We start from the raw sequence: 18,277 nt of genomic DNA on the forward strand, positions 1-18,277 counted from the left end.
AGTCATTTTGTTGAATTACGCAGACCATGCGCCGCCGCATCTGCATGTCAAATATCAAGGCGATGTGCAGAATTACAGGATTGAAATAAAAAGCAGAATGTGGATGCAGCCGGGACGTGAGCTGCCCAAGCCGCTGGCGAAGCTGGTTGAGGCTTGGATTGAGGCGCATGAAGCGGAACTGCTTGAACAGTGGCAACATGCTTCCAATAATCAGCCTGTTTCCATTATAGGATGAATATATGAAATGGCAGGAATGGCGCAGTGTTGCTGATGATGCGGCAATTTGGGCTGGACGGCAGGAAAAAGGGCTGCTGAAAGCAGAATATATAGATAATTACAGACTGCGGCTGTGGTTTGAAGAAGAACTTGACGTGTCCATTTACGAATTAGATTTTCATCCTTTGCTGGTCGAAGAAAATCTTGGCGGAGTTTTTTCCGTTTTGAAGAAAAAAGATCGTTTTCAGTATGTTCGTGGAGACTACGCGCTTGTCTGGCCTGATCCTGAAATGAACGAGTCTAAAACCGTTGATCTTGCGCCGGAGTGTGTCCGTTTTTTCTGTGAACGCTATGGAAAAACTATAAAAAAAGTCAGAAAAAAATAAAAAAACAGCATGGCCGCACTCCTCGCTTCTTCCTCCGTTTACATAGCCGGTCATCGCGGCTTAGTTGGCAGCGCGATCTGTCGTGCCTTGGCGCAGGCTGGCTGCACAAATCTGCTCACTCGCACCCACGCCGAGCTAGATTTGACGGATCAGGCTGCCGTGCGACGCTTTTTTGCTGAAGAAAAGCCGGAATACGTCTTTCTGGCCGCAGCTAAGGTCGGCGGCATTCATGCCAACAACAGCAGTCCGGCAGATTTCATCCGCGATAACCTGCTGATACAGACCAACATCATTGACGCGGCTTGGCGCAGCGGCGTGAAAAAGCTGCTTTTCCTCGGTTCGTCGTGCATTTATCCGAAATTCGCGCCGCAGCCGATGAAGGAGGAGCATCTCCTCAGCGGCGCGCTGGAGCCGACCAATGAATGGTATGCGATTGCCAAAATTGCGGGCATTAAAATGTGCCAAGCCTATCGCAAGCAGCATGGCTTTGATGCGATCAGTCTGATGCCCACCAATCTTTACGGGCCGGGCGACAATTTTGATCTGCACAGCTCGCATGTCCTGCCCGCGCTGATCAGAAAATTCCACGAGGCCAAGCTGAATCAGCTGCCGGAAGTGGAAATTTGGGGTAGCGGCACGCCAAAACGGGAATTTCTGCATGTTGACGACCTTGCTTCCGCCTGCCTCTTCCTGATGGAGCAGTACAGCGGCGAAGAAATTGTCAATGTCGGCTCAGGGCAGGAAGTCACCATCGCCGAATTAGCCGCCTTAGTCAAAGAAATTGTCGGCTTTCAAGGCAGACTCCGCTACAACACCGCCATGCCCGACGGCACGCCGCGCAAGCTGCTTGATGTCTCCAAGCTCTCCGCCTTGGGCTGGCAGAGCAGCATCAGCCTGCGCGACGGCATTGCCGCCACCTATCAGTGGTTTCTTGATCATGAACAGCAGCTCCGCCTGTAAATGAACAGTCTGCTCGCCTTTCTCCGTCTGCTTCATGAGCGCCGAAAGCTGATCACCGCGATGGCGGCGCGGGAGCTGCGCGCCCAGTACGTGGCCTCCTCGCTCGGCCTGCTTTGGACGCTGATTCATCCAATCGTGATGATTACGGTTTTCTGGTTCGTTTTCAGCGTCGGCTTCAAAACCCAGCCGCTTCACAACGTGCCCTTTGTGGTCTGGCTGACAGCGGGCATGGCGGCATGGTATGTTTTTTCCGACATCGTCAGCGGCTCCACCGGCATCATCATCGCCCACGCTCATTTGGTGAAGAAAACCATCTTCCCCTCGCAAATTCTGCCGGTGGTGAAGATCGCCTCGGCCTTGGTCACGCACGGCATTTTCATCGCTGTGCTGCTGGTGCTGCTGCTCTTTCAGCAGATGCCTTTCAGTCTCTATTATCTGCAAGCCCTGTATTATCTGTTCTGCCTGCTGACGCTTTCGCTCGGCATCGCTTGGGCCTTGGCCGCGCTCAATGTTTTTGTCCGCGACGTGGCCCAGCTCGTGGCCGTGGCCCTGCAAATCGGCTTCTGGGTCACACCGATTTTCTGGGACATCAAGATGATGAGTCCGAATATCCAGCGGCTGCTCAAGCTCAATCCGGCCTACTACATCGTGCAGGGCTACCGCGAGTCCTTCATCACCTTCCAGCCCTTCTGGTCGCATCCGCTGCACACCGTCTATTTTTGGACGGTCACTGCGGCTGCGCTGGCCTGCGGCGCATATATTTTCAGGAAGCTGAAGCCCCAGTTTCCCGACGTGCTCTGAATCATGTCTGATTTGGTCATTTCCGTCCGCGAGGCGAGCAAGGTTTATGCGCTCTACCGCAAGCCGTTCCACCGGCTGCTGGAAATTTTTCATCCTCACGGCAGAAAATACCACGTGCCGTTCCGCGCCTTGGACAATGTCAGCTTTGAGCTGCACCGGGGCGAGGCGTTGGGGCTGATTGGGCGCAACGGCAGCGGCAAGTCCTCGCTTCTCCAGCTCATCACCGGCATTCAGCAGCCGACGAGCGGCGCGGTGCAGGTCAATGGCCGCATCTCTGCCCTGCTGGAGCTGGGCGCGGGCTTCAACCCAGAGTTCACTGGCCGGGAAAATGTCTATCTGAATACCGCGATTCAGGGCATTTCTGAAGAGGACACTGACGCGCGCTTTCAGCGCATCGCCGAGTTTGCCGACATCGGCGAGTTCATCGACCGCCCGGTGAAGACCTATTCCAGCGGCATGTACATCCGTCTCGCCTTTGCCGCAGCGGTCAGCGTCCAGCCTGAAATCCTGATTGTTGACGAAGCCTTGTCTGTCGGCGACATCTTTTTTCAGCAGAAGTGCATGACCCACATGCAGAAGATGATGGCAGGCTGCACCATCGTTTTGGTCAGCCATGACATGCACTCCATCGTCAATCTCTGCGACCGGGTTCTGCTGCTGGAAAACGGGCGCGTGACCTTTGACGGCGACCCGGTCGAGGCGGTGAGCAAGTACACCAAGCTCCTCCACGAGGAGCAGTTCAGCGGCGGCAAACAGCGGGTTGAGCGCGCAGAGGAGTCCGTCCTGCCGTCCGCCGTTGTCAGCGCGGGCCTGCCTGATGATTTTTCCGACTGGATCAAGGTGCCGCATGAGAAACGTTCCGGGGTCGAGCAGGCGGTGATTGAATATCTGAGCGTCACCTGCGGCGGCAAGCCGGTCAATTTAGTGCAGAAAGGCGACTTGGTCACTATCCGCCTGCTGGTTCATGCCGTGACCGATTTGGACGAGCTGATTTTCGGTTACACGGTCAAAGACCGCATCGGCAACGCGGTGTTCGGCGAAAACAGCCTCTGTCTGAACGCGCCTGCCCCGCGTCTGGCCGCCGGGCGCAGCGTGGTCGAGTATTCATTTTACTGGCCGGAAGTCTATCCGTACAAATATACTGTCACTGTCGGCATTGGCCAAGGCGAGGCCGCGCTGGGCCATGTGGTGCAGTGCTGGGCGCATGACATTGTTTCTCTAAGCGCAGTGACTCCTGGACGTTCTATTCATGGAATGTTCAATAATGAGCTGAATTCGCTGGCAGTGCGGACGGTGGAGATGGCTCCGAATTCACTCTGAAACAGATCAGATATGATTTACCCAAAAGACATCGTTGAATTTGTCAGCAATGATCCTGCGCTGAAATCTCGTTTCAGACATATAGCCGCCATCGGCTCGGTCAACACTGCCGCCGCCCCGCAGCCGCAGGATTTCTCCTTTGAGGAATACCTGCTGACCGAAGGCTGCAACAAGAGCCGGGCGGTCAGGAAATATCTGCATTTCATCGCCTCGACCTACAGCATCTTCAACGAGATATATCAGTATTTCCCCAAGCTGAACGCCAACAGCACCCACAAGGACGATGTCAGTGCCATCGGCACCGCGCCGGGCGAGCTGATCTATCATGCTATCTATCTGTATTGCCTTGACAGCTGGGGCGTGCCGGGCGATGTGATGGAATGCGGCACCTACAAAGGCTTTTCCGCCTGCTGCCTGAGCTGGGTCTGCAATTATCTCGGCAGGCGGCTGATTGTCGCCGACTCCTTTGCCGGGCTGCCGGAAAACAGCACGGACCCGTACTACAAAAAAGGCGATTTCTGCGGCCAGATTGATGAGGTGAGGGCGAATTTGGAGGATTTCGGCAGAATTGCGCAGGTGGATTTCATCCAAGGTTTTTACGAAACCTCGTTGCGCGGCTTCAGCCGTCCGCTCTGTCTGCTCTGGATGGACGTGGATCTGTACGAATCGGCGATGGACATTCTCAACAATGCGTATCCATTGCTTTCACCCGGCGGCGCGCTGATTTCGCACGAGCTGTTCGCTGAGCGCGATTTTGACGAAAACGGCCTGCTTAAGCCGACTATCGGCCCGTCCAAAGCCCTGAACGCCTTTTTTGCCGAGCGCGGCATCACGTATCAGGCCATGCCGCTGGAAAACGGCTCCGGCCTTATCGTGCCCTGTGCGCCGGGTGAAAAACTGCTGCTTTCCTGCGCCCATGTGCAATTCCTCCGCGACCGCTGCCGCCATGCTGACACAGTGCTGGCCCAGCAGCGGGCGCAGGCGAATCACGACATCCGTCACTGGCAGCACGAGGTGGACAAGCTAATGCAGATTTACAAGGCCACAGCGGATGTTAAGCTCAAGCAGGCGGTCAAGGGCATCCTCAGCACGCTGGGGCTGCGCAAGGCAAGCTGATGCACCAAGAATACATAATCGAGGACGGCGAGAAGCTGCGGCAGATTGAGGCGGCTCTGCGGGATTCCTATTTCAAAAATTATGATCCCGCTTTTTTGGAAACCGAGGCTGGCAAGGAGGACATCAAGGCCAACGTTTTCCGGCGCTACAACAACTCGCTGACCCATGTCGTGCCGTGGGTGGCCCGCCATATTGACCTGCGCGGCAAGACCTTGGTGGAGATTGGCAGCGGCACCGGCTCCAGCACCGCCGCCTTCGCTCATTTTGTCGAAAAAATTGACGGCTACGACATTGACGCGCAGGCGCTGGCCGGGGCGCGGGCGCGGCTGGAGGTCATGGGCCTGCGCAACGCGGCCCTGCATTTGGTCGCGGCGGAAGAGCTGATGGCGGCCCTGCGGCGCAATCATGCTGAAGAAGGCGCGGACATTGTCCTGCTCTTTGCCGTGCTGGAGCATCAGACCATCCGCGAGCGACATGAGACGCTCAAGCTCTGCTGGGAGCTGCTCAAACCCGGCGGCCTGCTCGTAGTCACGGAAACGCCGAACCTGCTCCATTACGGCGATTTGCACACTTCCCAGCTGCCCTTTCTTCATCTGCTGCCCTCGGCATTGTACGCCAGATATGCCGACCGCTCGCCGCGCGAAGGATTTGGCAAAGGCTTCGCCAATTTTGCCGCCATTTCAGTTGAAGAATTAGACACTGCTATCATGCGCTGGGGCCGGGGCGTGAGCTTTCACGATTTCGAGCTGGCCATTGGCAAAGAGCATGGCAGATATTTGGTCGCCAGCGGTTTTGAGCCGGAAATGCTGTCTTGGTTCGATGTGACGCTGGATGAGGAGCTGCTGCGTCATTATTTCCTCTTCGCCCATGTCGATGCGCCGCTGGGGTTTTCGCGGGTGGTGCTGAATCTGATCTACAAAAAACATGACGGCCCGCCGCCGGAACTGACTCCGCCGCCGGAGAGCATCTTTGTCGCTGACAAATATCTCCTCCGCGAGCAAAATTTTGTCATCAGCAGCCTGAACGAACGGTTGGCGGCGGCAGAGCAGCAGCTGCGTGAGGTTCTTTCTTCCAAACGCTGGCGTATCGGCAACTTCATCGCCGCACCGTATCGGAAGCTGAAGGAGCTGCTGCGATGAGAATCGGCTTTCTGCTTGGCTGGCCGGGCATCAGCGGCGGCAGCTATGTCATCTACGAACACGCCTCGCGCCTGAAGCGGAAAGGTCACAGCGTCGCGGTCATCACCCGGCAGGAAGTCCGGCCCGAAGACCACGCTTGGCACAGCTCCGCCGCCGAGCTGGACTGGCTGACGCTCCGGCAGGTGCGGGCTGAATGCTTTGACGTGGTGCTTGCCACATGGTGGGAGACCGCGTTTCTCCTCCGCAAGCTCAAGGCCAAGCATTGCGCCTATTTCGTCCAGTCCATCGAAAGTCGTTTTTTTGAGCCGCCGGATCCGCAGCATCCCCGCAGCCTTGAGCGGACGCTTTGGCGCGGCATCTGCGAGCAGACCTATTCCTGCGCCGTGCCGATGATCACTGAGGCGCGTTGGATTCAGGACTATCTCCATCGGCACCACAACAACTGGCCGTATTTGGTGCGCAACGGCATCCGCAAGGACATCTACACCGCCGACGGTCCGGCGATTGCGCCGCGCCAGCCGGGCCGATTCCGGGTTTTAGTGGAGGGGCCGACAGAGGTTTTTTTCAAAAACGTGCCTGCGGCGGTCAGGCTGGCCAAGGCGGCGGGCGCGGATGAAATCTGGCTGCTGACTTCTTCGGCCATCCAAAGCTGGCCCGATGCTGACCGCGTCTTCTCGCGGGTGCCGATTCACGAAACCCCGGCAGTGTACCGCTCCTGCGACTTGGTGCTGAAGCTCAGTCATGTCGAGGGGATGTTCGGCCCGCCGCTGGAGATGTTTCACTGCGGCGGCACAGCCTTGGTCTATGATGTCACTGGCCATGACGAGTACATTGTCCACGGTCGGAACGCGTATGTGGTCAAGCGGGATGACGAGGCCGAAGTTGTCCGCCTCCTGCGTCATCTGAAGGAGAACCCGGCGGAGCTGGAACGGCTCAAGCGCGGCGCGGCGGCGACAGCGGCAGCTTGGCCGGACTGGGATGCCTGCGCCGCCCAGTTTGAGCAAGCCTTGCTGCAAATCGCCGCAGGCAGGCCGGTCAGCCGCACCTATCTGCAAACATGGACCCGCGAGCTGTTCCGCAGTCAGAAACCTTTTCTCCGCGCTGTCCTGCAAAAACAGTTCGCCGCCCGTGAAAAGGCGGACTGGGAAGGAAAGGCATCGGAACATAATAATTTTGTCCGCTTTTCTTGGAGCGGCGACGGCACGTTCACTGATCAGCAGTCCCAATGGCGGCATTGCCACAGCGGGGAATGGACGGAATGCGTCTTCACCCTGCGGGTTGAGGAGCTGCCGCTCTGGCTCCGCCTTGATCCCAGCTCCCGCCTCGGCATCACTGAAATCGACTGCGTCACGGTGCGCAATGCCAGCCAAGACCTTGAAATCATGGCCTTCCGCGAGCAGGAGGAGTTTCAGCGGCTTTTTTTGGCCAAGGATTTGAAATGGATCTGCCCTGAGCGGAGAAACGTGGTTTTCACCTACGGCCCGGAACCGATCATCCTGCTGCCGCTGCTGACCGAAGCTGATGCCGCCGTGGGCGATTCCTTGGAGCTTGCTGTCCGGCTGCGGGAAAATGGCATGCAGCAGCTCAATGTTCTTGCCAGCAGTGAGGAGGCAGCGGACAGAAACAATGCGCTGTTGCTGTATTGGGACGGACAGGGGCAGTTCAGCAACAGCAAATCAAAAAATTGTCGTTATCATGGCGGAGAGTTGGTGACGGCCTCTTTCACGCTGCCGGTGGAGGAGGCACCGCTCTGGCTCCGCCTTGATCCCAGCCGCCGGACCTGCTTTGTCGAAATCGCCAGCCTTGTCGTGCGCAACGTCACGCGGCAGGACGAGATCATGGCCTTCCGGCAGCCGGATGATTTTCAGCAGCTTTTTTTGACCGGCAGCCTGACTTGGCTCGCGCCGGAGCGGAGAAACATCCTGCTCTGCGGCGGCGCGAACGCCATCTGCGTGCTGCCGAAAATTGAGGAGGAGCGCATTTCCATAGGCGACATGCTGGAGATCACGGTCACGCTGCGGGCAAGCAGCCCGCAGCAGTTTGCCGCCCGGCATCATGTCCGCATCGCCGAGCATCACGGCCCGCTGTGGAAAAAAATGCTACGGAGCGGAGCGCGGCGGCTGGGGCTGACAAAAAACTGATGGGCGGCCCGGCAGCGCATCGGCGGTTCTGCCTCGGCGTGCTCGGCACAGTCGGCGCGCTGTTCAGCAGCCTGCTCCTGTACGGCTTCCTCTTTGATCCGTGGCAGCTTTTTCATCAGCCGTGGTTCCGGGAAACTGTTTTCATCAACAACGCCCGCTTTCAAAACGCCGGGCTGATCAACAGCCACGAATTTGACTCCGCCATTCTCGGCAACAGCATGGCGGAGAATTTTTCCGCCGCCGAGGCCGGACAGGAGCTGGGGGGCCGCTTCGTCAATCTCTCAATGGCCGGCTCGCTGTTCAGCGAGCGGCAGATTGTGCTGGAGCATCTGCTCCGCAAAAAAAATATCAAGCAGGTGATCATTTCGCTCGACCATCTGCCCTTTGTCCGCGCCGGGCAGTACAGCCAAGATCTCCCGCCAGAACGCTTCGCCTTTCTTTACAACCGCAATCCCTTTGACGACTTCCGTCTCTATTTCGACATCCGCCTGCTCCGCTGCTGGAACTTCAGCCGAAAGAACTCCTGCTGGGAGGAAATTCCCGGCACAGCGCGGGTGAAGTCTTTAGAGGAACTGTACCAGTGGTTTCCGTATTATGTTAAAGCCTTTGGCGGCATCAAAGCATGGTGCGGATGGAGCAAAAAGTCACCGCCGTTCAAAGCCTTTTTAGATGAAATCATCCGGGTGGCTGACATTGTTAAACAAGAGAAAAAAGATGTCTGGCAAGAGCAGTTTCTTGCGGAATGCCGGAATAACAGCCGCTCGTCCTTTGAACAGCATCTGCTGCCAATTGTGACCGCGCATCCAGAAACAGAATTTTTGTTCTTTTTCCCGCCTTACTCCCGGCTTTGGTACGCCATGCAGGAGCAATACTATGTCAGCTATTACAAAAGCTACCAGCTTTTCATCGAAGATGTGGTCCGCGCTGCCGGAAATCTGCCCAATGTGCGCATCTTCGGCTTTGACAACCAAGACTTCACCGCCGACATCGCCAATTACAAAGACCAGAGCCACTATCACAAGGACATCAACGCCAAACTGCTGCGTCTGATGGCTGAAGGGCGCGGCCTGCTGCGAGCGGAGAATCTTGACGCTTATTTGCAGGAAATTGCCGGGCTGGCGGCTGATTACGACCTTCGGGCCATTTCCGCCGAGCTGCAAAGCTGCATGAACTGAGCCATGCTTTTCAATTCCCCAGCTTACATTTTTCTCTTTCTGCCCGCCGCTGTTCTGCTCTATTTTCTGCTCAACCGCTGGCGTTTTGGTTTTGCGGCCAGCGCATGGCTGGTCTTGGCCTCGCTTTTTTTTTACGGCTGCTGGAATCCGGCCCACCTGCCGCTGCTGCTGCTGTCGATCATAGTCAATTTCGCTCTGGGCACCATGCTCCAGCAGGCGGGCCGGTCGGGCAAATTCGGCCTCGCCCGCCGGGTCATCCTGCCGTTCGGCATCTGCTTCAACCTCGGACTGCTCGGATATTACAAATACGCCGATTTCTTTTTAGCAAATTTCAACAGCCTGCTGGGTGCCGCGCTGCCGCTGCCGCAGCTGGCCCTGCCCTTGGCGATCAGTTTCTTCACGTTCCAGCAGATTGCCTATTTAGTGGACTGCGGCAGGGAGAACGCAAAGGAATACGATTTCCTCAACTACTGCCTCTTTGTCACCTTTTTCCCGCAGTTAGTGGCCGGGCCGATTGTCCATCATCAGGAGATGATGCCGCAGTTCGCCCGCCTGCGCAACCGTCTGCCTGCGCCCCGCAACATGGCCTTGGGCCTTTTTTTCTTTTCACTCGGCCTGTTCAAAAAAGTCTGGATCGCTGACCAGTTTTCAGTTTGGGCCGGAACCGGCTTCGCCGCGAACAACGCGCTCACCTTTTTTGACGCATGGGGAGCGAGCCTCAGCTACACCTTTCAGCTCTATTTTGATTTTTCCGGCTACTCTGACATGGCTGTCGGCGCCGCGCTCTTTTGCAACATCGTCCTGCCGGTGAATTTCGACTCGCCCTATCAGGCGGCCAGCATTCAGGATTTCTGGCGGCGATGGCATATCACCCTGTCGCGCTGGCTGCGGGATTATCTCTACATCCCCCTTGGCGGCAGCCGGAAGGGCCTGCCGCGCACCTGCTTGAATCTGTTCGTCACCTTCCTGCTTGGCGGGCTGTGGCACGGCGCAGGCTGGACCTTCGTCCTCTGGGGCGGTCTGCACGGCGCGGCGCTGGTCGTCCACCGTCTTTGGCAGGAGCGGGGCCTGCGGCTGCCTGTCGTCCTCGGCTGGCTCTGCACCTTCCTTTTTGTCAACGCCTCGTGGGTGATCTTCCGGGCCGCGAATTTGGAAGACGGACTGGGGGTGCTGAAGGGCATGATCGGGCTGAACGGCATCGTCTTCAGCGCAGGCATGACCCAGCTGCTGGAGCAGATCAGCCCGCTGCGCGGCCAGCTGACCGCAGGAACCCTGCTGCTGCCGGGCGAGATGCGCTGGCATCTGCTCGCCTTCGCCGCCGTGCTCTTCCTGCTGCCCAACTCCTGCCGGATCGGCGGGCTGCTGCAAAACAGGCCGTCGGAAAAAAACCGCATCCTGCGGCGAGTCCTCCGCTTCCGCCCGAATTTGGGCTGGGCCGTCCTCACCGGCCTCCTCTTTTCCTGCGCCCTCTACCGGATGCTGCGGGCCGCGCCGAGCGAGTTTCTCTATTTCAACTTCTGAGCAATCCCTGCCGGTTCAACACGGTCGCGCTTGCCTGCGCCGGGCAAAAGCGGTATAGTGCAGCGTGTCCCGGACTGACCGGCCTGCCGGAGCAGCGTCCTTTCCTTTCACCCCTCACTGCGCTCCATGAAACTTGTTGAAATGACCGCTCTGCCGGGCGGCAAAGCCATTCAGGTCGGCCCCGGCCAGCCGCTGCTGCTCATGGCCGGCCCGTGCGCGCTGGAGTCCAGCGACCTCTGCTGGCAGGTCGCTTGGGAGATGAAGGCCATCTGCCAGCGGCTGGACATTTCCTATGTCTTCAAAGCCTCTTTTGACAAGGCCAACCGCACTTCGCTCAACTCCTTCCGGGGGCCGGGATTGAAGAAAGGGCTGCGTCAGCTCTGCCGCCTGCGGCAGGAAGTCGGCGTGCCGGTGGTCTCGGACGTGCATGAGGCCAGCCAGGTTGACATCGCGATGGAATGCTTGGACATCATCCAAATTCCCGCTTTTCTCTGCCGTCAGACCGACCTGCTGACAGCGGCGGCCAAGTCAGGCCGGGTGGTCAATCTGAAAAAAGGCCAGTTCCTCTCGCCGTGGGACATGAAGCACGCGGTGGAAAAGGTGCGGGCCGCTGGGGGCGAGCGCATCCTGCTTACTGAGCGCGGCGCCTGCTTCGGCTACAACAACCTGGTGGTCGACATGCGCTCCCTGCCGGTGATGCGCTCCTTCGGCTGCCCTGTGATTTTCGACGCGACGCATTCGGTGCAGCTGCCGGGCGGCATGGGCGGCAGCTCCGGCGGCCAGCGCAAATTCATCCCCGCCCTGACCAGAGCGGCGATGGCCGCAGGCATTGACGGCCTGTTCATGGAGGTGCATCCTGACCCGGACAAAGCCCTTTGCGACGGCCCCAACAGCATTCCCTTGGACAAAGTCGAGCCGCTGCTCCGGCAGCTGCTGGAAATCCGCAAGGCAGTGAGCAGGTTCAGCAATGAGTGAACAAAGCTGCGGCGCCTATTCTGACTGCGCCCTGACTGAAGCCCTCCGTCTTCGGGCGGCGGAGCGGGAAAAGCCGGTTGAACGCAGTCCGGCATGGCGCGCGGCCTTGCGCAAGGCGGAAAAAATTGAGCTGCTCCTCTTGGATGTGGACGGCGTGCTGACTGACGGCACTGTCTTCTATAGCCCTGATTCCGGCGAGATCAAGGGCTTCAACACCCAAGACGGCTTCGGCCTGCGCATCTTGCAGGAAGCCGGAGTCACAGTCGGCCTGATCACCGCCCGCAGCTCGGAAGCGGTGAGCAAGCGGGCCAAGGATTTGAAAATAGCCCATGTCTGCGCGGGCTGCTCGGACAAAGGCGCCGCGTTTGCCGACATCTTGGCCCAAACCGGCCTGAAGCCGGAGCAGGTCGGCTGCATGGGCGACGACTGGCTGGATCTGCCGATGCTGCTGCGGGCGGGCTGCGCTTTCGCACCGGCCAACGCGGTCGCCGAGCTGCGGCAGAGGGCCGATTATGTCACCGAGCGGAGCGGCGGCCACGGGGCGGTGCGGGAAGTCTGCGAGCTGATCTTGGAGGCCAAAGGTCTGCTGGCCGCTCTTTTCGCCCGCTGCTGCCAAGGACAGCCATGAGCTGGAGCCTGCGCAATCTGCTCTGGGCGGTTCCGCTCGGCCTGCTTGTCAGCAGCCCGCTCTGGAAAGGGCGCGCCGCCGCCTTTCTAGAACCACGCGGGGGCTATGATGCCGCCGCTGCCGCCGCCTACACTCAGGAGACGCAGGAATTTGTCATGGAGGACGTGGTGCTGACCTTCACCTCGAACGGCCAGCTGACGTGGACAGTCAAAGCCGCGCAGGCCCGCACCGGCAAAACCGACCGCGAGATTGACATGAACGGCGTGGATGCCGTGTACAGCAAAAAAGGCGACGACCCGCTTTTGGTCACCAGCCGCCGGGGCCTGTACCGTATGGATGAAAAGCACCTGACTCTGACCGAGGACGTGGTGCTGACCAAGCCGGTGCAGCGCGAGCGGCTGCGCACCGAGCTGCTCCACTACTACGACACAAAAAAACTGCTTGTCAGTCCGGACAAGGTGCGGATCAGCAGCCCCAGCTTTGAGCTGCGCGGCGGCAGGATGAACTACGACATTTCCACCAAAGCCTATGATTTCGGCGGACGGGTGCATGTGGTCATGTAGGTCAGAGCATGACTGAACGCCTCAAGAACGGAGTCAAGACGGCTCTGGCGGCGTTCAGTCTTTTTATTGCTGCCGCTCTTCGCCAGCGTCCACGCAGCAGTTCTCAAATCAGAGGAGCAGATGTCCGAAATCACCTTGCTGTGGCATGACTATGAGACCTGGGGGCTGAATCCCCGCAGCGACCGGCCTGCGCAGTTTGCCGCTGTTCGCACCAATCTTGAGTTGGAGGAAATCGGCGAGCCGCTCGTGCTCTGGTGCCGCCTTGCCAGCGACGCGCTGCCGGACCCGCGCGCCGTGCTGCTGACCGGCATCAGCCCGCAGGAGGCGGCCAAGAAGGGGCTGAACGAGGCCGAGTTCTTCCGTCGGATCGAGGCCGAGCTGGCCCGGCCCGGCACCTGCGGAGTCGGCTACAACAGCCTCCGTTTTGATGACGAGGTGACACGCTTCGGCTTCTACCGCAACTTCATCGACCCTTACGCCCGCGAATGGCAGCACGGCTGCTCGCGCTGGGACATCATCGACCTGCTCCGCACCGCGCACGCCCTGCGGCCGGAAGGCATCAGCTGGCCGGAGCAGGACGGCTGCGTCAGCTTTCGCCTCGACCTGCTCGCCGCCGCCAACGGCATCACGCATGATGCCCACGAGGCCCTGAGCGATGTCCGCGCCACGCTGGATCTGGCCCGCCTGCTCCGGCGGCTCCAGCCGCGCCTCTATGACTACTGCTTCAACCTCCGCCAGAAGAGCGAGGCGACCAAACTGCTTGATCTAAGCAAAAAAGACATCGTCCTGCATGTCAGTGGCATGTATCCGGCGGTCAAGGGCTGCATCGCCCCAATCATGCCGCTGCTCCAGCATCCACGCAACAAAAGCGAGATCATTGTCTATAACCTGCGCCAGCCGCCGCAGATGTTGCTCTCGATGACACCGGAGGAGATGGCGGAAAACCTCTACGCCCGCAGCGAGGAGCAGCCGGAGGGCTTCGAGCGGCTGGCCCTAAAAGGGGCGCATGTCAACAAGTCGCCGGTGCTGGCCCCGCTCAACACCCTGCGCCCGGAGCTGGCCGCGCAGTGGCAGATTGACTTGCCCCAAGCCGAGCGGCACCGCGAGCAAATTTTAGCAGACAAAACACTGATGCAGCGGCTGACCACGCTCTATCAGAGCAGGCCGGACGTGCCGCCGGACGCGGACGCGGCCTTATATGAAGGCTTGATTTCTGATGCTGACCGCCGCCTCTGTGATGAGGCACTGACGAAAACTCCGGGCCAGCTTGCGGCCTGGCAGCCGCCTTTTGCCGATGAGCGGCTGCAAACGCTCTATTTCCGCTTCCGGGCGCGCAACTGGCCGGAGAGCCTGAACGCCAAGGAGCAGGCGCGGTGGCGGCACTTCTGCGAGGCCCGCCTGCTGGAAGGTCAGTTCGGCAACGAGCTGACCTTCACGCGCTACAAGCAGATTTTGGAAGAGCTGATCAGCAGCGGCGCGGCGGCGCAGCAGCCGGAGCTGTTCCGGCTGCTGGCGGATGTCTGAACGGACAACATCTTCTTTTTTTGCACGAAAAAAACTATGACCTCGCAGCGCGCAAGCACACGCAGTTTTGAACAGAAACGGAAAACAGAGGAGAATCCGGACGAAAGCCTGATCTGGGGCATCAACGCCGTGGCCGAGGCTTTGCGCGGCAATCCCCGCCGACTGAGCGAAATCTTCATCGAGAAAGGCAAAGCAGGAGCACGGCTGCAGGAGATCATTGAGGCCGCCCGCGAGGCTGAAGTGCGTCTCCGTTTTGTCGAGCTGGAGCGGGTCGGCCTGCCGAGCGGCTGCCGTCATCAGGGCGTGGCCGCCCGGCAGGCCGAGGCCGAGCTGCTGCCGCTGGCCGAGCTGCTGGCGGCGGAGCCGGAGCGCATCCTGCTGCTTGACTCCATCCAAGACCTTGGCAATCTCGGCTCCATTCTCCGCTCCGCGCTGGCGGCGGGCTTCAGCTCTGTCGTCATCACCAGCGAGCGCAGCGCGCCCCTGACCGGCGCCGTGACCCGCGCTTCTGCCGGAGCGGTCGCTCATCTCCGCATCAGCCGGGTGGTCAATCTCGCCGAAGCCTTGCGGCAGCTCAAAAGTCAAGGCTATTGGATATACGGAGCTGTGGCTGAAGCCGAGGCGCAGTCCATGTATCAGACCGACTTCAGCGGTAAAATCGGCATCGTCATCGGCAGCGAGGGCAAAGGCATCCGTCCGCTGGTGCAGAAATGCTGCGATCACTTGATCACCATTCCCATGCCCGGCGCGTTCAATTCCCTCAACGCTTCTGTCGCCGCCGCTTTGGTCATGTTTGAAACGGTGCGGCAGGCACAGAGGAGCAGCTCTTGATCCTCAACTCGATGTTGCAGCATTGTCTGTCCTGCTTAAAAAAGCAGGATTTGATTGTTTGACAAGACAGCAATTTGTTGCTGTTTCCGCTGTTTTTTTGTATCTGCATAAAGGCGGAAATTAATTTTATTATAGCTGTAGTGCTATAAAATGCCCTTCGGCTCCGCTCAGGGCACTTGCACGAACAAGCACTCTGAGCGGAGCCGAAGAGCGCGCAGTTCCTGAGCTTGTCGAAGGATGGCTCCTGAGCTTGCCGAATGATGAATTTTCAAATTATTCTGTTCCAGATGTAATGCCATGTTTGCGGCAACCGCCTTCACTAAGCTGTTTCTTTGATTTTAAATCAATAATTTTTCATCAACAGATGATATGCGACAACTGAAAAAAGAATACCAGGAATGCGGCGGCCAAGAGCTGGCTGCTGTCTGCGCCCGCATCGCCCTTGACACCAAGGCGGAAGAACTGACCGTGCTCGACGTGCGCGGCCAATCCTCCTTCACCGATTATTTCGTCATCATGAGCGGCCGCTCGACCCGCCATGTGCAGGCTCTGGCGGAGACCATTGAGGCGGAGCTGAACTCCAAGCGGGTGAGCAGCCAGCACGCCGAGGGTCTGCAAGAGGGCCTCTGGGTGCTGCTCGACTTCGGCGACGCGGTCGTGCATATTTTTTACAAAGAGCAGCGGGCGTTCTATGATCTGGAAGGCTTGTGGCACGACGCGCCCCGCTTGGATTTGAAAGAGGATTTGGGCGTTGCCGAGCCGGAGGTGGAAGAATGACGGCAGCGGGACGGCCTGTAGTTCTGGCGATTCTCGACGGCTGGGGCGTGGCTCCGGCCTCTTCGGCCAACGCGGTGGCTATGGCCCTGACTCCGAACATGGACAAATGGGCCGCCGAGTATCCTTGCACCACACTGACTGCGCACAACGGCGCGGTCGGCCTGCCGGAAGGACAGATGGGCAACTCCGAGGTCGGCCATCTTAATATCGGCGCGGGCCGGGTGGTCTATCAGGATTTCACCCGCATCAGCCGGGCCATTGCGCTGGGTGAATTTGCCAAGAATCCCGCCCTGACAGCCGTGCTTGACAAGGCGCAGGCGGCAGGCAGCAGGGTGCATTTCTGCGGCCTGCTCTCGGATGGCGGCGTGCATTCGCATCTCAGCCACTTGGCGGCTCTGCTGGAAATGACCGCTGCCCGGAAGATTGAGGCCAAAATTCACTGCTTCATGGACGGGCGCGACACCCCGCCCAGCAGCGGCGCGGGCTATATGCGGCAGCTCTTGGCAATCATCGAGCGTATCGGCTGCGGGCAGGTGGCGACTGTTTCAGGCCGCTACTGGGCGATGGACCGCGACACCCGCTGGGATCGGGTCGAGAAGGCGTGGCGGGCGATGGTTGACGGGCAGGGCTTGGCTGCGGCTGATCCGCTTGACGCGGTGACAGCGGCCTATGCTCGCGGCGAGACCGACGAATTCATTCAGCCGACCGTGCTGGACAAGGCGGGCCAAATTGCGGACGGCGATGCAGTGGTTTTCTTCAACTTCCGCGCTGACCGGGTGCGTGAGCTGTGTCATGCCTTCATTGATGCCGATTTTAAGGGCTTCGAGGTCAGCGGTAGGCCCAAGCTGCTCGAATTGGTGACGATGACGGAATACGAGGCGGAATTTCCTTTCTCGGTCGCTTTTCCGCCGCAAAACCTGACTCGCATTCTCGGTGAAGAGGTGAGCAAGGCCGGGCTGCGCCAGCTGCGCATTGCCGAGACCGAAAAATACGCGCATGTCACCTACTTCTTCAACGGCGGGCGCGAGGAGCCGTTCCTCGGCGAAGAGCGCATTCTGGTCGAATCGCCGCGCGACGTGGCCACCTACGACCTCAAGCCGTCCATGAGCGCGAACGAAGTTACCGACCGCCTGCTGGAGGCTTTGGCTGAACCGCGCCACGAGCTGATCATCCTCAATTTTGCCAACGGCGACATGGTTGGCCATACCGGGGTCTTGGCCGCAGCGGTGCGGGCCTGCGGAACGGTTGACCGCTGCCTTGGCCGCATCGCCAAGCGGCTGCACGAGCTGGGCGGCATCCTTGTCGTCACCGCCGACCACGGCAACGCCGAGATGATGGTCAACCCGGAGACTGGCGTGCCGCACACCGCGCATACCCTCAACCCTGTGCCGCTGATTCTCGTCAGTGATAAGCACAAAAGCCGCACACTGAAGAACGGCGGCGCGCTGAAAGACATTGCCCCGACCTTGATGCACTTGCTGGGGATAGAGCAGCCGGGGGAGATGGAAGGGGAAAACTTGATCGCACAATAACGGAGGGAGCAGGGCTGGTGCTACAGTCCTGCCCGATGAAAAGAAATGCCTTTTGAAAATTTGCTGAATATCTCTGTCAAGAAAGACTTAGTTGATTATCTTTCTGCGCTGCTGACTCCGACTGTCGCTGTCTTAGGAATAGTTATTGCTTATAGACAATGGCGTACAGAAGAAGCGCGGCGGAGGCATGATCTGTTTGATAGGCGAAATAAGCAATTTGATGCTGTTGTGAAATTTGTATGTTCAGTTGTTTCCTACACCAGCCTGACTGATGAAAAATTCGTGCTATATCAAGAAATAATGATATTTGAACGTGAAATTGCAGGGATTCAATTTATTTTTAATCCGGAAATAAAAAATTATGTTAGCGAGCAGATAATTAAACCAAGCAAGGAAATTCAACAGCTTCGCTCAAAATATGACAGGATAGCATCAGAAGAAGAACGCGGGAAGAACAGAGCGTGTCAAGAAGAAATCTATAGAACATTATGGGACAACTTGCAGATATTCCAAGAAAAGACGCTGAAATATAGGTAAATGTGAACCATAAGTGATCAATTAAATAAAATACTATCATTATGGTGATGAATAAATCTCCAAACAGATGCTGTCAAATTCTCAATACTTCTCGAAAATGACAATGTCTTTCTGACTAATGCCGATAACCTTTGC

18 protein-coding genes are annotated in these 18,277 nt (G+C 58.4%); all 18 read left to right on the forward strand.

The window, feature by feature from the left end; all coding sequences use genetic code 11:
* Positions 1-7 precede the first annotated feature (7 nt).
* Positions 8-235 (forward strand): DUF4160 domain-containing protein, encoded by a 228-nt coding sequence (locus ACNKH3_RS01960; protein WP_420208048.1) that lies wholly within the window; start codon positions 8-10, stop codon positions 233-235.
* A gap of 4 nt (positions 236-239) precedes the next feature.
* On the forward strand, positions 240-602 hold the full coding sequence (locus tag ACNKH3_RS01965; protein ID WP_417915733.1) for a hypothetical protein: 363 nt from the start codon (positions 240-242) through the stop codon (positions 600-602).
* A gap of 9 nt (positions 603-611) precedes the next feature.
* Positions 612-1,562 (forward strand): GDP-L-fucose synthase, encoded by a 951-nt coding sequence (gene fcl, locus ACNKH3_RS01970; protein ID WP_417915732.1) that lies wholly within the window; start codon positions 612-614, stop codon positions 1,560-1,562.
* Positions 1,563-2,363, forward strand: coding sequence for an ABC transporter permease (locus ACNKH3_RS01975; protein ID WP_417915731.1), 801 nt, complete (start codon positions 1,563-1,565; stop codon positions 2,361-2,363).
* A 3-nt stretch (positions 2,364-2,366) separates the two neighbouring features.
* Positions 2,367-3,683, forward strand: coding sequence for an ABC transporter ATP-binding protein (locus tag ACNKH3_RS01980; RefSeq protein ID WP_417915730.1), 1,317 nt, complete (start codon positions 2,367-2,369; stop codon positions 3,681-3,683).
* A gap of 12 nt (positions 3,684-3,695) precedes the next feature.
* Positions 3,696-4,799, forward strand: coding sequence for a TylF/MycF/NovP-related O-methyltransferase (locus ACNKH3_RS01985; protein ID WP_420208049.1), 1,104 nt, complete (start codon positions 3,696-3,698; stop codon positions 4,797-4,799).
* A complete protein-coding gene (locus ACNKH3_RS01990) occupies positions 4,799-5,938 on the forward strand; it encodes a class I SAM-dependent methyltransferase (protein ID WP_420208050.1) in 1,140 nt (379 codons plus the stop codon). Before ACNKH3_RS01985 ends, ACNKH3_RS01990 begins: the two co-directional genes overlap by 1 nt.
* On the forward strand, positions 5,935-8,079 hold the full coding sequence (locus ACNKH3_RS01995; protein ID WP_417916524.1) for a glycosyltransferase family 4 protein: 2,145 nt from the start codon (positions 5,935-5,937) through the stop codon (positions 8,077-8,079). The genes ACNKH3_RS01990 and ACNKH3_RS01995 overlap by 4 nt, the downstream gene beginning before the upstream one ends.
* The gene (locus ACNKH3_RS02000) at positions 8,025-9,254 is read left to right on the forward strand and encodes a hypothetical protein (RefSeq protein ID WP_417916523.1); all 1,230 of its coding nucleotides are present in this window, start codon (positions 8,025-8,027) and stop codon (positions 9,252-9,254) included. Before ACNKH3_RS01995 ends, ACNKH3_RS02000 begins: the two co-directional genes overlap by 55 nt.
* A 3-nt stretch (positions 9,255-9,257) precedes the next feature.
* Positions 9,258-10,775: an MBOAT family O-acyltransferase gene (locus ACNKH3_RS02005; RefSeq protein ID WP_420208051.1), complete on the forward strand. Its 1,518-nt coding sequence runs from the start codon at positions 9,258-9,260 to the stop codon at positions 10,773-10,775.
* Between the two features lie 126 nt (positions 10,776-10,901).
* A complete protein-coding gene (gene kdsA, locus ACNKH3_RS02010; protein WP_417916024.1) occupies positions 10,902-11,750 on the forward strand; it encodes a 3-deoxy-8-phosphooctulonate synthase in 849 nt (282 codons plus the stop codon).
* Positions 11,743-12,378 (forward strand): KdsC family phosphatase, encoded by a 636-nt coding sequence (locus ACNKH3_RS02015; RefSeq protein WP_420208052.1) that lies wholly within the window; start codon positions 11,743-11,745, stop codon positions 12,376-12,378. Before kdsA ends, ACNKH3_RS02015 begins: the two co-directional genes overlap by 8 nt.
* The gene (gene lptC, locus ACNKH3_RS02020; protein WP_417916022.1) at positions 12,375-12,941 is read left to right on the forward strand and encodes an LPS export ABC transporter periplasmic protein LptC; all 567 of its coding nucleotides are present in this window, start codon (positions 12,375-12,377) and stop codon (positions 12,939-12,941) included. The genes ACNKH3_RS02015 and lptC overlap by 4 nt, the downstream gene beginning before the upstream one ends.
* A gap of 120 nt (positions 12,942-13,061) precedes the next feature.
* Positions 13,062-14,465 (forward strand): exodeoxyribonuclease I, encoded by a 1,404-nt coding sequence (gene sbcB / locus ACNKH3_RS02025; RefSeq protein WP_420208053.1) that lies wholly within the window; start codon positions 13,062-13,064, stop codon positions 14,463-14,465.
* 36 nt (positions 14,466-14,501) lie between these two features.
* Complete coding sequence (gene rlmB / locus ACNKH3_RS02030) at positions 14,502-15,296, forward strand: 23S rRNA (guanosine(2251)-2'-O)-methyltransferase RlmB (protein ID WP_420208054.1); 795 nt, start codon at positions 14,502-14,504, stop codon at positions 15,294-15,296.
* Positions 15,297-15,665: 369 nt separating this feature from the next.
* A complete protein-coding gene (gene rsfS, locus ACNKH3_RS02035; protein ID WP_420208055.1) occupies positions 15,666-16,073 on the forward strand; it encodes a ribosome silencing factor in 408 nt (135 codons plus the stop codon).
* The gene (gene gpmI, locus ACNKH3_RS02040) at positions 16,070-17,605 is read left to right on the forward strand and encodes a 2,3-bisphosphoglycerate-independent phosphoglycerate mutase (RefSeq protein ID WP_420208056.1); all 1,536 of its coding nucleotides are present in this window, start codon (positions 16,070-16,072) and stop codon (positions 17,603-17,605) included. Before rsfS ends, gpmI begins: the two co-directional genes overlap by 4 nt.
* 45 nt (positions 17,606-17,650) lie before the next feature.
* Positions 17,651-18,142 (forward strand): hypothetical protein, encoded by a 492-nt coding sequence (locus ACNKH3_RS02045; RefSeq protein WP_420208057.1) that lies wholly within the window; start codon positions 17,651-17,653, stop codon positions 18,140-18,142.
* Positions 18,143-18,277: the final 135 nt, after the last annotated feature.

This window comes from Candidatus Electronema sp. JC, assembly GCF_048287365.2.
Classification (GTDB): Bacteria; Desulfobacterota; Desulfobulbia; order Desulfobulbales; family Desulfobulbaceae; genus Electronema.

What these genes read in the sequence shown, in the direction of transcription:
- fcl (WP_417915732.1), top strand. Translation starts at nt 612, where the DNA reads ATGGCCGCACTCCTCGCTTCTTCCTCCGTTTACATAGCCGGTCATCGC.
- ACNKH3_RS01990 (WP_420208050.1), top strand. Translation starts at nt 4,799, where the DNA reads ATGCACCAAGAATACATAATCGAGGACGGCGAGAAGCTGCGGCAGATT.
- ACNKH3_RS01985 (WP_420208049.1), top strand. Translation starts at nt 3,696, where the DNA reads ATGATTTACCCAAAAGACATCGTTGAATTTGTCAGCAATGATCCTGCG.
- sbcB (WP_420208053.1), top strand. Translation starts at nt 13,062, where the DNA reads ATGTCCGAAATCACCTTGCTGTGGCATGACTATGAGACCTGGGGGCTG.
- rlmB (WP_420208054.1), top strand. Translation starts at nt 14,502, where the DNA reads ATGACCTCGCAGCGCGCAAGCACACGCAGTTTTGAACAGAAACGGAAA.
- kdsA (WP_417916024.1), top strand. Translation starts at nt 10,902, where the DNA reads ATGAAACTTGTTGAAATGACCGCTCTGCCGGGCGGCAAAGCCATTCAG.
- ACNKH3_RS02005 (WP_420208051.1), top strand. Translation starts at nt 9,258, where the DNA reads ATGCTTTTCAATTCCCCAGCTTACATTTTTCTCTTTCTGCCCGCCGCT.
- ACNKH3_RS01980 (WP_417915730.1), top strand. Translation starts at nt 2,367, where the DNA reads ATGTCTGATTTGGTCATTTCCGTCCGCGAGGCGAGCAAGGTTTATGCG.
- ACNKH3_RS02045 (WP_420208057.1), top strand. Translation starts at nt 17,651, where the DNA reads ATGCCTTTTGAAAATTTGCTGAATATCTCTGTCAAGAAAGACTTAGTT.
- lptC (WP_417916022.1), top strand. Translation starts at nt 12,375, where the DNA reads ATGAGCTGGAGCCTGCGCAATCTGCTCTGGGCGGTTCCGCTCGGCCTG.
- ACNKH3_RS01995 (WP_417916524.1), top strand. Translation starts at nt 5,935, where the DNA reads ATGAGAATCGGCTTTCTGCTTGGCTGGCCGGGCATCAGCGGCGGCAGC.
- rsfS (WP_420208055.1), top strand. Translation starts at nt 15,666, where the DNA reads ATGCGACAACTGAAAAAAGAATACCAGGAATGCGGCGGCCAAGAGCTG.
- ACNKH3_RS02015 (WP_420208052.1), top strand. Translation starts at nt 11,743, where the DNA reads ATGAGTGAACAAAGCTGCGGCGCCTATTCTGACTGCGCCCTGACTGAA.
- ACNKH3_RS01965 (WP_417915733.1), top strand. Translation starts at nt 240, where the DNA reads ATGAAATGGCAGGAATGGCGCAGTGTTGCTGATGATGCGGCAATTTGG.
- gpmI (WP_420208056.1), top strand. Translation starts at nt 16,070, where the DNA reads ATGACGGCAGCGGGACGGCCTGTAGTTCTGGCGATTCTCGACGGCTGG.
- ACNKH3_RS01975 (WP_417915731.1), top strand. Translation starts at nt 1,563, where the DNA reads ATGAACAGTCTGCTCGCCTTTCTCCGTCTGCTTCATGAGCGCCGAAAG.